This window comes from Pseudomonas sp. TSRC2-2 (genome assembly GCF_049897785.1).
Taxonomy (GTDB): Bacteria; Pseudomonadota; Gammaproteobacteria; order Pseudomonadales; family Pseudomonadaceae; genus Aquipseudomonas.
The window spans coordinates 274,533-289,134 of sequence record NZ_JAFCWZ010000003.1; the positions used below are offsets into that span (position 1 = coordinate 274,533).

Genomic DNA, 14,602 nt, shown 5'->3' on the forward strand with positions numbered 1-14,602 from the left:
CGCCGGTTTAGACCATCGTAAAGACGATCCTTGAGGTGCCTTCGGTGCCTCGACAAAATGTTGCGCGTGAACAAGCTGAGTGAAACACAGTCTGTTCTGCATCGAATATTTATTTGCCGGGGCGCCCTGTTGGCGCGTCGCTACCGTGAGATAGCCGTCCTCCATGTTTGGTTCCAACGACGACAAGAAGAGCCCAGCTGCGGCTGGCGAGAAGAAAAGCCTGTTCGGATGGCTGCGGAAGAAACCGCAGGAACCCGTCGTCGAACAGCCGCCCGCGATTCCTGAGCCGGCCCCAGCGCCAGCACCTGTAATAGAAGAAGAGCCGGCGCCGATTGTGCTGCCGATCGCCGAACCGGTGTTGCAGCCGGAGGTCGCGGCCGAGCCTGAAGCGCCAGTGGCTGCGGAGTTGCCGCTGACGCCGGCCGCCGAGCCTTGGCTGACCTTGCCGGTGGCGGAAGAACCGGTGGCCTTCGTTGAAGAGGCAGCGCCGCATGTGACGCCGGCGATCCCTGAAGTGGTTGTGGAACCTGCTGTCGAGCCCGAGCCTGTGGTGGAAGCGGTCATCGAGCCGGCGCCGGTTGTTCCTGCACCAGCGGCACCGATCATTCAAGCGCCCGAGCCAGCGCCTGTTGTGGTGCCTGCGCCGGTTGTCGCTGCGCCAGTCGTGCCGGATGAGGCGGCTGCTGAGCCTCCTGTAGAAGCCCCGCGCACCGAAGAAACCAAAGCCGGTTTCTTCGCCCGCCTCAAGCAAGGCCTGTCGAAGACCAGCGCCAGTATCGGCGAGGGCATGGCCAGCCTGTTTCTGGGGCGCAAAACCATCGATGACGATTTGCTCGATGACCTTGAAACCCGTCTGCTCACCGCCGACGTCGGCGTTGAAGCCACCACCCAGATCATCCAGCGCCTGACCCAGAAAGTTGCGCGCAAGGAGTTGGCCGACGCCGACGCCCTGTACAAATCCCTGCAAGCTGAACTGGCGGCGATGCTCAAGCCGGTCGAGCAACCGCTGAAAATCGCCTCGCAGAACAAGCCGTTCGTGATTCTGGTGGTCGGCGTCAACGGCGCCGGCAAAACCACCACTATCGGCAAGCTGGCGAAGAAGCTGCAACTGGAAGGCAAGAAAGTCATGCTCGCCGCCGGTGACACCTTCCGTGCCGCAGCCGTCGAGCAATTGCAGGTGTGGGGCGAGCGCAACAAGATTCCGGTCATCGCCCAGCACACCGGTGCCGATTCGGCTTCGGTGATTTTCGACGCCGTGCAGGCCGCCAAGGCCCGTGGCATCGATGTGTTGATCGCTGACACCGCCGGTCGTCTGCACACCAAAGACAACCTGATGGAAGAGCTGAAAAAGGTGCGCCGGGTGATTGGCAAGCTCGACGCCGACGCTCCGCACGAAGTTCTGCTGGTGCTGGATGCTGGCACCGGGCAGAACGCGATCAACCAGGCCAAGCAGTTCAACCAGACCGTCGAACTGACAGGCTTGGCGCTGACCAAACTCGATGGCACCGCCAAGGGTGGGGTGATTTTCGCCCTGGCCAAGCAGTTCGGTCTGCCGATTCGCTACATCGGCGTCGGCGAAGGCATCGACGACTTGCGTACCTTTGAAGCCGAACCCTTTGTCCAGGCACTGTTTGCCGAGCGGGAGCGTTCATGATTCGTTTCGAACAGGTCGGTAAACGCTACCCGAACGGTCACGTCGGCTTGCATGAGCTGAGCTTTCGAGTCCGTCGTGGCGAATTCTTGTTTGTTACCGGCCACTCCGGTGCCGGTAAATCCACGCTGTTGCGCCTGTTGCTGGCGATGGAACGCCCGACCAGCGGCAAGCTGCTGCTCGCCGGGCAAGACCTCAGCACCATCAGCAACGCGCAGATTCCGTTTCTGCGCCGACAGATCGGCGTAGTGTTCCAGAACCACCAGTTGCTGTTCGATCGCACAGTGTTCAACAACGTCGCCTTGCCGCTGCAGATCCTCGGCCTGTCCAAGGCCGAAATTGCCAAGCGTGTCGATTCGGCGCTGGAGCGCGTAGCGCTGTCGGATAAAACCGATCTGTACCCCGGCGACTTGTCCACCGGCCAGCAACAGCGCGTCGGCATCGCCCGCGCCATCGTGCATCGCCCGGCCTTGCTGCTGGCGGACGAACCGACCGGTAACCTCGACCCGCGTCTGGCGGCGGAAATCATGGGCGTGTTCGAAGACATCAACCGTCTGGGCACCAGCGTGCTGATCGCCAGTCACGACCTGGCGCTGATCGCGCGCATGCGTCACCGCATGCTGACCCTGCAGCGCGGCCGTTTGATCGGCGACGGGGAGGCCGGCGTATGAGTGCGACACGCAGTCCTAAGGTTTCCGAGCGCGTGGCCCCGAAAGCCGCCGACCCGCAACCGCAAAAGAAGAAAAAACACGACGATGACGACGGCCCGGACTTCGCCACGCTCTTCCGCGCCTGGGTCGAAAGTCATCGTGCCAGCCTGCTCGACAGCCTGCGCCGCCTCGGTAAACAGCCGATCGGCAGTTTCTTCACCTGCATGGTGATGGCCGTGGCGTTGAGCTTGCCGATGGGCCTGTCGCTGCTGCTGAACAATGTCGAACGTCTCGGCGGTTCGTGGCAGCGCGCGGCGCAGATTTCGCTGTACCTGCAACTGGACGCCAGCCCGGAGCAAGGCGAGTCGCTGCGCGAGCAGATCAAAGGCATGCCCGGCGTAGCTGATGCCGAATATGTCGGCCGCGACCAGGCGCTGGAAGAGTTTCAGCAGCAGTCCGGTTTGGGCGAAGCCCTGCGTGAGCTGCCCGAAAACCCTTTGCCCGGTGTGGTGCTGGTGACACCGAACGAAGTCGACAAGGCGACACTCGAAGCATTAAGACAAAAACTTTCCGAGCTGCCCAAGGTACAACAGGCGCAACTTGATCTAGTCTGGGTCGAGCGTCTGGCCGCCATCCTCAAGCTGGGCGATCGGTTTGTCTTCGGTCTGACGGTGCTGCTGGTTTCTGCATTACTTTTGGTGATAGGCAATACCATTCGTCTTCATATTGAAAACCGCCGCACCGAGATAGAAGTGATTAAACTCGTCGGCGGCACTGACAGTTATGTGCGTCGCCCTTTCCTTTATATGGGCGCGTTGTATGGCTTCGGTGCAGGGCTGTTGTCCTGGGGTGTATTGGCGTTCGGCCTGAACTGGCTGAACGATGCGGTGGTCGGACTGGCCGGCTTGTACGGCAGTGATTTCGCCCTGGCCGGTGTGCCAGTGGCCGACGGTCTGTCGCTCTTGCTTGGCGCGGTGCTGTTGGGTTATATCGGTGCATGGATTGCAGTCGCACGTCATCTCAGGGAGCTGGCGCCGAAGTAGAATCTTTTTTGCGCGTGATTGACCTTGCGGTTTTTATGGGAACTTGTACCTGAGTTCCCGGTCAATTTTTCGCAGTGCCGAGAGGCACGAGTATGTAAGTGGGAGGTTTTTTCGTATGACCAATTCTTTGCAACCTGCGTATGCGCTGGTTCCGGGTGCGAACCTGGAAGCCTACGTGCACACCGTCAACAGCATTCCATTGCTGACGCCGGAGCAGGAGCGTGAACTGGCCGAGAGTCTCTACTATGAGCAGGATTTGGGGGCGGCTCGGCAGATGGTGCTCGCCCACCTGCGTTTTGTCGTACACATTGCCCGTAGCTATTCCGGCTACGGTCTGGCTCAGGCTGACCTGATCCAGGAAGGTAACGTCGGCCTGATGAAGGCCGTCAAGCGCTTCAACCCGGAAATGGGTGTGCGTCTGGTGTCGTTCGCCGTGCACTGGATCAAGGCGGAAATTCACGAGTTCATCCTGCGCAACTGGCGCATTGTGAAAGTCGCGACCACCAAGGCCCAGCGCAAGCTGTTCTTCAACCTGCGCAGCCAGAAGAAACGTCTGGCGTGGCTGAACAACGAGGAAGTCCACCGTGTGGCGGAAAGCCTCGGCGTCGAGCCGCGGGAAGTGCGCGAGATGGAAAGTCGCCTGACCGGTCATGACATGGCCTTCGATCCGGCCGCCGAAGCCGACGACGACAGTGCTTTCCAGTCGCCGGCCAACTACCTGGAAGACCACCGGTACGACCCGGCGCGTCAACTCGAAGATGCCGACTGGAGCGATAACTCGAACACCAATCTGCACGAAGCACTGGAAGTGCTCGACGAGCGCAGCCGTGACATTCTCTACCAGCGCTGGCTGGCGGAAGAGAAAGCCACGCTGCACGACCTGGCGCAGAAGTACAACGTGTCGGCCGAGCGAATCCGTCAGCTTGAGAAGAGCGCGATGAACAAGCTCAAGTTGTCGATCGCCGCGTAACTGGCGAGCAGGCAATAAAAAACGCCCCGATCAGCGATGATCGGGGCGTTTTCATTTGGAAAATCAAAAGATCGCAGCCTTCGGCAGCGCCTACAGGTGAACCGCAATCCCATGCGGGAGCTGGCGAAGGCTGCGATCTTTGCTTTGGACTCATTCAGCCCAAGGTGCCCGCCGCGAGTCGTTCAGCCCCAGCAAATAACTGTCTCCGCCCAGCTGACTCATCTGCTGCCGAATCCACCCGGCCCGGCGCGATACATAACCGGTCGGCCGGCTCGCGCTCCACACCCGAGGATTGGGCAGGACGGCGGCCAGATAGCTCGCCTGCTGGCGCGACAACGATTTTGCGCTCACGCCAAAGTGATGACGAGCCGCCGCTTCGGCTCCAAACACGCCGTCATCCCATTCGACGCTGTTCAGGTAAACCTCGAGAATCCGCTGTTTGGGCCAGAACACCTCGATCAACGCGGTAAACCACGCTTCCAGGCCTTTGCGCAGATAACTACGGCCCGACCACAGAAACAGGTTTTTCGACACCTGCTGGCTCAGGGTGCTAGCGCCGCGAATCGAGCCGCCCAGTTCGTTGTGAGCCAGCGCGGCCTGGATGGCGCGCAGATCGAAGCCCCAATGTTCGGGAAATTTCTGATCCTCGCCGGCAATCACCGCCACCTTCAGATCGTCGGAGATCTCGTCCCACGGCTTCCAGGTGCGCTGCAGGTCGATCGGCTCGCCGTCGACCCACGATTCAACCTTGCGCTCGACCATCAACGCCGTGCCCGGCGGTGGCACGAAGCGAAACAGCAGCACCAGCAAGACACTGCCACCGGCGAACCAGAGCAGAGCCTTAATGAGACGACGGAAAATTGAACGCAGCATAGAGATGGCTTGGCCGAACCCGTGGAGCGGGCCATTATACAGACCCTGCCGACGGCGTCTGACTGGAGTTCCCCATGCTGCGTGGCTTTTTGATGCTGGCCGCTTTTTTCGGTTTCACCGGTGTTGCGTTAGGCGCGTTCGCCGCCCACGGTCTGAAAAACCGACTGACCGCCGACTATCTGGCGATTTTTCATACAGGTGTCACCTATCAATTGGTACACGCCTTGGCACTGTTCGGTGTAGCACTGCTGGCCACGCAGGTGCAGGGCCGACTGGTCGCCTGGGCTGGCGTGTCGTTCTCGGTGGGTATCCTGTTGTTTTCCGGCAGCTTGTACCTGTTGACCATGACGGGTGTCAGCAAGCTCGGCATCATCACGCCGTTCGGTGGCCTGGCCTTTCTCGCTGGCTGGGTATGTCTGGGACTTGCAGCGTGGCGCTTGCAGCCGACCGCTTGACGCTTGGTACTGACCTTTAGGTCATGATCGGGCTAGAATGCCAGCCCCTAAAAATGATGGCGGCGTTGTGCATGCGCATTCAATTGAACGGCGAACCCTTTGAACTGCCCGACGGCGAGACCGTTGCGGCGCTGATTACCCGCCTGGAACTGACCGGACGCCGGGTAGCAGTCGAGCTCAATCTGGACATCGTCCCGCGCAGCCAGCACGCAAATACCACGCTTAATGACGGCGACAACGTCGAAGTGGTACACGCCATCGGCGGCGGTTGATTGCCCCGGCCCGCGAGGGCACAGAATTCTGCAAGACCCTCATCTCTCAAGAGGATTCCTTATGAGCATCGTTCGTAGCGACAAGCCTTTTGTGCTGGCCGGTCGTACCTACCAGTCGCGTTTGCTGGTCGGTACCGGCAAGTACCGCGACATGCAAGAAACCCGTCAGGCCATCGAAGCCTCGGGTGCCGAGATCGTCACCTTCGCCGTGCGCCGCACCAACCTGGGCCAGATCGAAGGCGAGCCGAACCTGCTCGAAGTGCTGTCGCCGGATCGCTACACCTTCCTGCCGAACACTGCCGGTTGCTACGACGCCATCGAAGCCGTGCGCACCTGCCGCCTCGCGCGTGAGCTGCTCGACGGCCACAACCTGGTGAAGCTGGAAGTGCTGGCCGATCAGAAGACCCTGTTCCCCAACGTGATCGAAACCCTCAAGGCCGCCGAAACGCTGGTCAAGGAAGGCTTCGACGTGATGGTCTACACCAGCGATGACCCGATCATCGCCCGGCAGCTGGCGGAAATCGGCTGCATCGCCGTGATGCCGCTGGCCGGTCTGATCGGCTCCGGTCTGGGCATCTGCAATCCGTACAACCTGCAGATCATCCTCGAAGAAGCCAGGATCCCGGTGCTGGTGGATGCTGGCGTCGGTACCGCTTCCGACGCGACCATCGCCATGGAGCTGGGTTGCGACGCCGTACTGATGAACTCGGCCATCGCCCACGCCCAGCAACCGGTGATGATGGCGCAAGCCATGCAACACGCCATCGTCGCTGGTCGCCTGGCGTACCTCGCCGGCCGCATGCCGAAAAAACTCTATGCCAGCGCCTCTTCGCCGCTGGATGGTCTGATCAAGTAAGAGCCATTGATGACTGAATCGAACGACACGCCTGTCCAGCCGGACGAAGGCGACGAGCGCCAACACCGCCGCATCAAGAGTTTCGTGATGCGCGCCGGGCGCATGACCGAAGGCCAGCAACGCGGCCTGGACCAGGGCGCGCCGCTGTACGTGCTGCCGCTGGCCGATGCGCCGGTCGATTACGACCAGGTGTTCGGCCGCTCGGCGCCGCGCTCGCTGGAAATCGGTTTCGGCATGGGCCATTCGCTGCTGGAAATGGCCGCTGCCGCTCCGGAGCAGGATTTCATTGGCGTTGAAGTGCATCGTCCGGGTGTCGGCGCGCTGCTCAATGGTGTGCTGACCCAAGGTCTGACCAACCTGCGGGTCTATGATTGCGACGCGATCGAAGTGCTCAACCGCTGCATCGCCGACAACAGCCTCGATCGCCTGATGCTGTTTTTCCCGGATCCGTGGCACAAGAGCCGCCACCACAAGCGACGCATCGTCCAGGCCTCGTTCGCCGAACTGGTGCGCAGCAAGCTCAAGGTCGGCGGCATTCTGCACATGGCCACCGACTGGGAGCCGTACGCCGAATACATGCTGGAAGTGATGAACGTCGCCCCCGGCTACCGCAACCTTGCCGAAGACGGCAAATGCGTCCCACGCCCGGCCGAACGCCCGATCACCAAGTTCGAACGCCGCGGCGAACGACTGGGGCATGGCGTGTGGGATCTGAAGTTCGAAAAGATCGCTTAAACATCACGCACTAAACACTGTGGGAGCGGGCTTGCTCGCGAATGCGTCGTGTCAGACAACATCAATGTTGAATGATTTACCGCTTTCGCGAGCAAGCCCGCTCCCACAGTTGTTTTCGGGTTTTGCTCAAGTTTGGCCGTGACCCGCCGTAAGCTTCTCGCCCCCCATTTGTTAAGGAAGACAAATCTTGAAAGCTACTGGCGTTGACTCGTGGAGACAGCAGCGATCGACGCGACATCGGCAATATCGAAGACTTCGATAAAGCGATAGCGCTGGGCTGCAAGGATTCTGTTGGCCTCAAGACGATCCTTCAGGCGCAGAGCCGCTTATCGAAGAGCCATTGAACCAAGTCCCATTGGGGGAGCGGGCTTGCTCGCGAAGAGGGACTGTCAACCGGCGTGGATGTTGAATGTCAAACCTTCATCGCGAGCAGGCTTACTCTACAGTTGTTTTGAGTATTCGGGATTTACAGAGTTGTCAGGAAACGCACAGGTACGAGTTCCGTCAGCCACACGCCGTTTTCGGCCTGATAGAACTTGAAGCCTTCTTCCTGCATCTGCTGCGCCGCGACTGCGAGTACCACTACGCTGCCGTAGCGTTGCCCTACGGCAGTGGCAGTGGCGAGTTCTTCAGAGAGATGCACATGGTGGCGTGATCCAGGAATCAAACCTTGTTCATTAATCGATTCAAGAAAACGCTTCGCTGTACCGTGATATAGCGATTGCGGCGGGTTCTTTTCTTCGAATTGCAGCTCGACGGTTTTCGTCGAGTGACCCTGAACAGCGCGGATGCACAAGCCGTCAGCGGAAATCGAGAAACGCTTCTTGTCGCTACTCGCCACCACAGCTTCAATCAAAACACGATCTAGGGTACGTCCGTCTCGGGCCGCGCCACTAATCAGTGCGTTGATATCTGCCCAGCCATGCGAATCCAGCGTCAGACCAATCTTTTGAGGTTCGTGGCGCAGTACGTAGCTGAGAAATTTGCTCGTTTCATCCAGCAGTTTTTTACTCATGTTCTTCCTTGAATGAGCCAAGCTGATCGTCCCCACGCGGAGCATGGGAACGATCACAAGCGGCTGAAAGATTAGCGGCGGTCGGCGACGACGCCGATCAGTACCAGTACCACCAACAGCACCGGCGCCAGGCTGTAGTTGTTGAACTGGCTCAAGCCTTTGATCACCCACGGTGTGGCGTAAATCAGCGCCGCGCCGCTGCCGATCAGGCACAGCAGGGCCATCAGGGGCACGCGCAGGGCGCCGGCGATGCTGCCCAGGCGTTGCTCGACCCAGCCTTTGAAGTCAGCGCCGAACAGCACCAGCAGGCAACCGACCAGCGCCAGAGCGATTTCCGAGAGATTGCTGCGGCTCCAGCGGGAGACGGTGGCGAGCAGGTCGAGTATCAAATCCATGGGTTTATCCTTAGGCCGCCGTTGGGCTCAGCTCAGAAATTGTTGCAGCAAGTCGTTGAGGAACAATTGTCCGCGCTCGGTGGCCGCCAGACGTGACGGTTCGACCTGCATCAGGCCGCTTTGTTCGGCCTCGCGCCGGCCTTCGGCAAGCGTGTCCAGCGACAGGCCGGTGCGTTCCGGATACAGGCGCGATTCGACGCCGGCAGTCAGGCGCAGGGCGTTCATCAGGAATTCGAACGGCATTTCGTCATTGCTCAGGTATTTCTCGCCCGCCTGAAAGCTCTTTGCCGGGTTCAGATAATCCTTGGGCAGTCGGGTTTTCCATGTGCGCACGATGCGCCCGTCCGGGTGGCTCAACTTGCCATGGGCGCCGGCGCCGATGCCGATGAAGTCACCGAAACTCCAGTAATTGAGGTTGTGCCGCGCCGGCCGTCCGGCCTGGGCATACGCCGACACTTCGTATTGCGCGTAACCGTGCTCGGCCAGCAGCGCTTGGCCGGCTTCCTGAATGTCCCACAACGTGTCGTCCTCCGGCAGCACCGGCGGCTGGTTCCAGAACACCGTGTTCGGCTCCAGCGTCAGCTGATACCAGGAAATGTGCGTCGGCTTCAGCGCGATGGCCTGACGCAGGTCGCTCAAGGCGTCGTCCAGCGACTGATCGGGCAAACCGTGCATCAGGTCGAGATTGAAGTTATCGAACCCGGCCTGCCGCGCCATGCCTGCGGCACGCACGGCTTCGTCACCGTTGTGGATGCGTCCGAGGGCTTCAAGCTTTTCCTGCTGAAAGCTCTGGATGCCGATCGACAGCCGATTGATACCCAGCTTGCGATAAGCGACAAACTTCTCTTGCTCGAAGGTGCCCGGATTCGCCTCAAGGGTGATTTCGATATCGTCGGCGAACGGGATGCGTTGCTCGACACCCTTCAACAAGCGCCCGAGGGCTTCGGCGCTGAACAGGCTCGGCGTCCCGCCACCGAAGAAAATCGAAGTCAGCTCTCGGCCATACACCGCATGCAGATCCTGATCGAGATCGGCCAGCAATGCGTCGACGTACTCCTGCTCCGGCAGCACGGGGCTGGCGGTGTGCGAGTTGAAATCGCAATAGGGGCATTTGCGCACACACCACGGGATGTGGATATACAGCGTCAGGGGCGGCAGGGTTGGCAGCGGTGCCCGAGGCGAGGACGCGGCGCCGCCGATGATCAGCGACGACGCGGAAGAATCAGTGGTCATTGCAAGCCCAGACGCTGGCGCAGCAGATCCATTGCACGGGCGCGGTGGCTGATCCGGTTCTTGTCGGCCGGGCTCAGTTCAGCGCTGGAGCAATCGCGCTCAGGCACCCAGAACAGCGGGTCGTAACCGAAACCGTGTTCGCCGCTGGCAGAGGTGAGGATGCGCCCATGCCACAGGCCTTCGCAGAGAATCGGCAACGGATCGTCAGCGTGGCGCACCAGTGCCAATACGCAGACGAACTGCGCGCCGCGCTCGGCTTCTGGCACGTCCTTCAGCGCATCAAGCAATTTGGCGTTGTTCGCCGCGTCGCCCTGGCCGTCGGCGTAACGCGCCGAGTAGATGCCCGGGGCGCCGCCAAGAAAATCCACCGCCAGCCCGGAATCGTCGGCCAGTGCCGGCAGCCCGGAAATGCGTGCGGCGTTGCGAGCCTTGAGAATCGCGTTCTCGACGAACGACAGGCCGGTCTCTTCCGGCTCGACCTTGCTCCATTCGCCAATCGAGCGCAGTTGCACCGAGTCGCCGAGCATGGCCTGGAGTTCTTTGAGTTTGCCGGCGTTATGGCTGGCCAGTACGAGCTGCTTGATGTTCATCATTCGCCGGGAAAGAGTTCTTGGTTGAAATTGAGGGTGTTGATCTTGTCGCCATTCTGCACCTTGATTTCAAAGGTGCGGGTTTCCTGCTGCGGCACCGGGTACTGGGCGATGTAGTAGATCGCGCCCTGTTCGGTGACCTGGCGGAATTTCAGCGGCACGCTGTTGCTGGTCAGGTCCTTGATCGTGCCGGTGACGCTGGCGATCACCGGTTTGCCGTCCTTGACCACCGAGACGTTGATTACGCCCTGGTTCTTGCTGCGAATCAGCTCGGCAGCCTTGGCGATGTCCGGTTGCAGGAACGTCGAGTTGAAAGTGTTGTAGTGCACCGTGATGTCGCCGAAGGTTTCCTTGCGCTCACCTTTGATGACGTCCGCCGCCATGGCGCTGGCGCTCAGGCAGGCGGTGAGTAACAACAACGCTAAACGACTCATGTTCGTGCTCCTCGAAATGGCTCGGCTCAGACCGCGACTTTGTGGTCCGCCAACTGCGGGCTGCTGACGCGGTAGATACCGATTTCACCTAACAGATTAGGCCATAGCTTACTGGCCCACCCGTGGCGGTGCTGTTGATCCACGGCAAGCCGATCGATGACCTTGGCATCACGTTCGCGACACAGTTCTTCGAAGTCCTCGAAGGTGCAGAAGTGAATGTTCGGCGTGTTGTACCAGGTGTACGGCAGGAATTCCGACACCGGCATGCGGCCCTTGCTCGCCAGGTACCAGCGGCAGCGCCAGTGGCCGAAGTTGGGGAAGGTAATGATGCACTGGCGACCGACCCGCAGCATCTCGTCGAGGATCTTGTCCGGGTAGTGCACGGCTTGCAGGGCCTGGGTCATGACGACGATGTCGAAACTGTTGCTGGCGAAATTGCCCAGCCCCTTGTCCAGATCCTGCTCGATGACGTTGATGCCCTTGGCCACGCACTCGGCGATGTTGTCGGCGTCGTTTTCCAGGCCATAACCGGTAACGTTCTTGTTGTCGCGCAGCCAGCTCAGCAGCTCGCCATTACCGCAACCGAGGTCGAGGACGCGGCTGCCGGCGGGGATCCATTCCTGGATGATTTCCAGATCAGCTCTCATGGCTTTCTCACAACGAAATGCGGTTCATGTAATTGCCGAACGCCTGCAAATAACGCGGGATCGGAATCAGAAAGGCGTCGTGGCCCTGCGGTGCGTCGATTTCCAGATAACTGACGTCCTTGCGCGCGGCCATCAGCGCGTCGACCAGCTCGCGCGAACGGGCGGGGGAGAAGCGCCAGTCGGTGGTGAACGACATCACGCAGAATTTCGCCGTGGCGTTTTCGAAGGTTTTCGCCAGATCATCGTCGAAGTTCGCCGCCGGATCGAAGTAATCCAACGCTTTGGTCATCAGCAGATAAGTGTTGGCATCGAAGCGTCCGGAGAACTCTTCGCCCTGATAACGCAGGTAACTTTCGACCTGGAACTCGACACTGTGGAAGTCGTAGTTGAGCTTTTCGCTCTTCAGACCACGGCCGAATTTCTCACCCATGGAGTCGTCGGAAAGATAGGTGATGTGCCCGACCATGCGCGCCAGCATCAGCCCGCGCTTGGGGATCACGCCCGCTTCCTGGAACGAACCGCCGTGGAATTCCGGATCGGTGAGGATCGCCTGGCGCGCGACTTCGTTGAACGCAATGTTTTGCGCCGACAGTTTCGGTGCCGAGGCGATGGCCAGGCAGTGACGCACGCGGTCCGGGTAAGTGATGGTCCACTGCAGCGCCTGCATGCCGCCGAGGCTGCCGCCGATCACTGCCGCCCACTGGGCGATGCCGAGCAGGTCAGCCAGGCGCGCCTGGCTGTGCACCCAGTCTTCCACGGTGAGCACCGGGAAATCGGCGCCGAACGGCTTGCCGGTTTCCGGGTTGGTGCTGCTCGGGCCGGTGGAGCCATTGCAGCCGCCGAGGTTGTTCAGGCTGACCACGAAGAACTTGTTGGTGTCGATCGGCTTGCCGGGCCCGATGCAGCTGTCCCACCAACCGGGCTTGCGGTCGTCGACGCTGTGATAACCGGCAGCGTGGTGGTGACCGGACAGCGCGTGGCAGATCAGCACGGCGTTGCTCGCCTGGGCGTTCAGCGTGCCGTAGGTTTCGTAGATCAGGTCATAAGCGGCCAGCGAACGGCCACAGGCCAGCGCCAGCGGATCGCTGAAGTGCGCGGTTTGTGGTGTCACCAGACCAACAGAATCGGGGGGAAAGGCAGTTGGCATCGACCCTGCTCTCGTTGAAATGAGGCGTAAGTCTAAAGACCGGTGGGGTTAGCGGCAAGCAACGATAGGGCCCGGTGTGTTCACTCTTGAACGTGGCGGCCATTCGCAAGCAGGCTCGCTCCCACCGAGAAATGCAATCCCCTGTGGGAGCGAGCCTGCTCGCGAAAAAGGCGACTCGGTCAGTCAGACCGAACGCGCAGGCTTACATCAGCAAACGCAGAATCTCCGGCATCATCGTCATCGCCGCCAGATTGTTGATCACCAGCATGTCGATCAATTTCAGCGCGAGGAAGGCGAAGATCGGCGACAGGTCCAGACCGCCCAGGTTCGGCAGAAAACGACGGAACGGGGCCAGTGCCGGCTCGCAGATCTGGTTGACCAGCTCAGCGCCCGGATTGTGGCTGCCCGGTGCGACCCACGAGAGGATCACGCTGATGATCAGGGCGAAGAAGAAGATCTTCAGGAACAGCGCGGTCACGCCGATCAGCGACCAGATCAACAGTTGCAGCGGATTGCCGGTGGTGCCGTAGGTCAGCAGCAGGGTCAGCGCCATCAGCAGCAGCTGCACCAGGATTGCCAATACCAGCGACGACATATCGAGGCCGAACAGGCTCGGGATGATCCGGCGCAGCGGTTTGAGCAGTGGTTGGGTAGCCTTGACCACGAACTGGCACAGCGGGTTGTAGAAGTTCGCCCGCACCAGTTGCAGGACGAAGCGCAGCAGTACGATCAGCAGGTACAGGCTGCCGAGGGTTTGCAGCACGTAAACCGCTGCGGTGTTCAATCCGATCATGAAAGGCTCCTTATTTGCCCAGTTGTTCGGCCATTTCGGCCGAGCGGTGCGCGGCGGCGCCGAGTGCGGTTTCAACCAGCGCTTCGAAGCCGCCAGCCTGGAATGATTTGATCGCAGCTTCCGTGGTGCCGTTTGGCGAGGTCACGCGGCGGCGCAGTTCGGCTGCATCAACATCGCTGGACACCGCCATGTGCGCGGCGCCCAAGGCGGTCTGCACGGTCAGTTGCTCGGCGATTTCCTTGGGCAGGCCAAGTTTGACGCCGGCGGCGGTCATCGCTTCGATCAGCAGGAAGAAGTACGCCGGGCCGGAGCCGGACACTGCGGTGACCGCGTCCAGTTGCTGTTCTTCTTCCAGCCACAGGGCGATGCCAACGGCTGAAAGCAGCTCTTCGGCTTGCTGACGCTGCTCGGCGGTGACTTCGCTGGTCGCGTACAAACCGCTGACGCCTTGGCGCAGCAGCGCCGGGGTGTTGGGCATGCAGCGCACGATCGGCTGCTCGCCAAGCCACGCGGTGATGCTCGCGCAGGTGATGCCAGCGGCGATCGACACCACCAGTTGATTGGGCTTGAGGCTCGGGCGAATTGCCTCGCACACGGCTTTCATCGCCTGTGGCTTGACCGCCAGCACGATGACATCGACGCCTTCGATGGCCTGGGCGTTGTCAGCAAAGGTCTCGATGCCGTGTTCAGCTCTGACCCTGGCGCGGGTGTCTTCGCCCGGATCGCTGGCGCGGATCTGCGCCGCTTCCAGCCCCTTGGCGCGCAGGCCGCCAATCAGACTGGCCGCCATGTTGCCCGCACCGATAAACGCAATACGTGTGTTGCTCATGTGTGGTCCTTATC

At 60.7% G+C, this 14,602-nt stretch carries 18 protein-coding genes; 8 read left to right on the forward strand and 10 right to left on the reverse strand.

Going from position 1 to position 14,602, the window contains the following annotated elements; genetic code table 11:
* The first annotated feature begins 163 nt into the window (after positions 1 to 163).
* From ftsY to rpoH, 4 genes are all read left to right on the forward strand, one after another.
* Positions 164 to 1,654 (forward strand): signal recognition particle-docking protein FtsY, encoded by a 1,491-nt coding sequence (gene ftsY, locus ACP7D9_RS07270; protein WP_101161274.1) that lies wholly within the window; start codon positions 164 to 166, stop codon positions 1,652 to 1,654.
* Positions 1,651 to 2,322 carry a cell division ATP-binding protein FtsE gene (gene ftsE, locus ACP7D9_RS07275; RefSeq protein ID WP_003229148.1) on the forward strand — a complete coding sequence of 224 codons (672 nt, stop codon included), beginning with the start codon at positions 1,651 to 1,653 and terminating at the stop codon, positions 2,320 to 2,322. The genes ftsY and ftsE overlap by 4 nt, the downstream gene beginning before the upstream one ends.
* Positions 2,319 to 3,344, forward strand: coding sequence for a permease-like cell division protein FtsX (gene ftsX / locus ACP7D9_RS07280; protein ID WP_312999692.1), 1,026 nt, complete (start codon positions 2,319 to 2,321; stop codon positions 3,342 to 3,344). Before ftsE ends, ftsX begins: the two co-directional genes overlap by 4 nt.
* A gap of 115 nt (positions 3,345 to 3,459) precedes the next feature.
* Positions 3,460 to 4,314, forward strand: coding sequence for an RNA polymerase sigma factor RpoH (gene rpoH, locus ACP7D9_RS07285; protein WP_016772717.1), 855 nt, complete (start codon positions 3,460 to 3,462; stop codon positions 4,312 to 4,314).
* A gap of 150 nt (positions 4,315 to 4,464) precedes the next feature.
* On the opposite strand, the gene mtgA is transcribed toward rpoH, so the two are convergent.
* A complete protein-coding gene (gene mtgA / locus ACP7D9_RS07290; RefSeq protein WP_101161268.1) occupies positions 4,465 to 5,187 on the reverse strand; it encodes a monofunctional biosynthetic peptidoglycan transglycosylase in 723 nt (240 codons plus the stop codon).
* 74 nt (positions 5,188 to 5,261) lie between these two features.
* Here mtgA and ACP7D9_RS07295 point away from each other — a divergent pair, with 74 nt between their 5' ends.
* From ACP7D9_RS07295 to trmB, 4 genes are all read left to right on the forward strand, one after another.
* Positions 5,262 to 5,642: a DUF423 domain-containing protein gene (locus tag ACP7D9_RS07295; RefSeq protein WP_101161265.1), complete on the forward strand. Its 381-nt coding sequence runs from the start codon at positions 5,262 to 5,264 to the stop codon at positions 5,640 to 5,642.
* A gap of 71 nt (positions 5,643 to 5,713) precedes the next feature.
* Positions 5,714 to 5,914 (forward strand): sulfur carrier protein ThiS, encoded by a 201-nt coding sequence (thiS, locus tag ACP7D9_RS07300; RefSeq protein ID WP_178081225.1) that lies wholly within the window; start codon positions 5,714 to 5,716, stop codon positions 5,912 to 5,914.
* Between the two features lie 61 nt (positions 5,915 to 5,975).
* The gene (locus tag ACP7D9_RS07305) at positions 5,976 to 6,770 is read left to right on the forward strand and encodes a thiazole synthase (RefSeq protein ID WP_101161262.1); all 795 of its coding nucleotides are present in this window, start codon (positions 5,976 to 5,978) and stop codon (positions 6,768 to 6,770) included.
* 9 nt (positions 6,771 to 6,779) lie between these two features.
* Complete coding sequence (gene trmB / locus ACP7D9_RS07310; RefSeq protein WP_024014663.1) at positions 6,780 to 7,505, forward strand: tRNA (guanosine(46)-N7)-methyltransferase TrmB; 726 nt, start codon at positions 6,780 to 6,782, stop codon at positions 7,503 to 7,505.
* A gap of 466 nt (positions 7,506 to 7,971) precedes the next feature.
* On the opposite strand, the gene ACP7D9_RS07315 is transcribed toward trmB, so the two are convergent.
* The 9 genes from ACP7D9_RS07315 to proC form a co-directional block, all read right to left on the reverse strand.
* A complete protein-coding gene (locus tag ACP7D9_RS07315) occupies positions 7,972 to 8,520 on the reverse strand; it encodes an RNA 2'-phosphotransferase (protein WP_426156446.1) in 549 nt (182 codons plus the stop codon).
* A 71-nt stretch (positions 8,521 to 8,591) separates the two neighbouring features.
* A complete protein-coding gene (locus ACP7D9_RS07320; protein WP_008083808.1) occupies positions 8,592 to 8,915 on the reverse strand; it encodes a DUF3392 domain-containing protein in 324 nt (107 codons plus the stop codon).
* A gap of 27 nt (positions 8,916 to 8,942) precedes the next feature.
* Positions 8,943 to 10,148 carry a radical SAM family heme chaperone HemW gene (hemW, locus tag ACP7D9_RS07325; protein WP_426156449.1) on the reverse strand — a complete coding sequence of 402 codons (1,206 nt, stop codon included), beginning with the start codon at positions 10,146 to 10,148 and terminating at the stop codon, positions 8,943 to 8,945.
* Entirely contained in the window at positions 10,145 to 10,741 is a 597-nt protein-coding gene (gene rdgB / locus ACP7D9_RS07330; protein ID WP_101161249.1) for an RdgB/HAM1 family non-canonical purine NTP pyrophosphatase, read from the reverse strand. Before rdgB ends, hemW begins: the two co-directional genes overlap by 4 nt.
* The gene (locus ACP7D9_RS07335; protein WP_312999682.1) at positions 10,738 to 11,172 is read right to left on the reverse strand and encodes a DUF4426 domain-containing protein; all 435 of its coding nucleotides are present in this window, start codon (positions 11,170 to 11,172) and stop codon (positions 10,738 to 10,740) included. The genes rdgB and ACP7D9_RS07335 overlap by 4 nt, the downstream gene beginning before the upstream one ends.
* 26 nt (positions 11,173 to 11,198) lie before the next feature.
* The gene (gene metW, locus ACP7D9_RS07340; protein WP_426156451.1) at positions 11,199 to 11,819 is read right to left on the reverse strand and encodes a methionine biosynthesis protein MetW; all 621 of its coding nucleotides are present in this window, start codon (positions 11,817 to 11,819) and stop codon (positions 11,199 to 11,201) included.
* 7 nt (positions 11,820 to 11,826) lie between these two features.
* Positions 11,827 to 12,966, reverse strand: a complete 1,140-nt coding sequence (gene metX, locus ACP7D9_RS07345; RefSeq protein ID WP_426156453.1) for a homoserine O-succinyltransferase MetX — start codon at positions 12,964 to 12,966, stop codon at positions 11,827 to 11,829.
* 202 nt (positions 12,967 to 13,168) lie between these two features.
* Complete coding sequence (locus tag ACP7D9_RS07350; RefSeq protein ID WP_039757546.1) at positions 13,169 to 13,759, reverse strand: YggT family protein; 591 nt, start codon at positions 13,757 to 13,759, stop codon at positions 13,169 to 13,171.
* 10 nt (positions 13,760 to 13,769) lie between these two features.
* The gene (gene proC, locus ACP7D9_RS07355; RefSeq protein ID WP_426156455.1) at positions 13,770 to 14,588 is read right to left on the reverse strand and encodes a pyrroline-5-carboxylate reductase; all 819 of its coding nucleotides are present in this window, start codon (positions 14,586 to 14,588) and stop codon (positions 13,770 to 13,772) included.
* Positions 14,589 to 14,602: the final 14 nt, after the last annotated feature.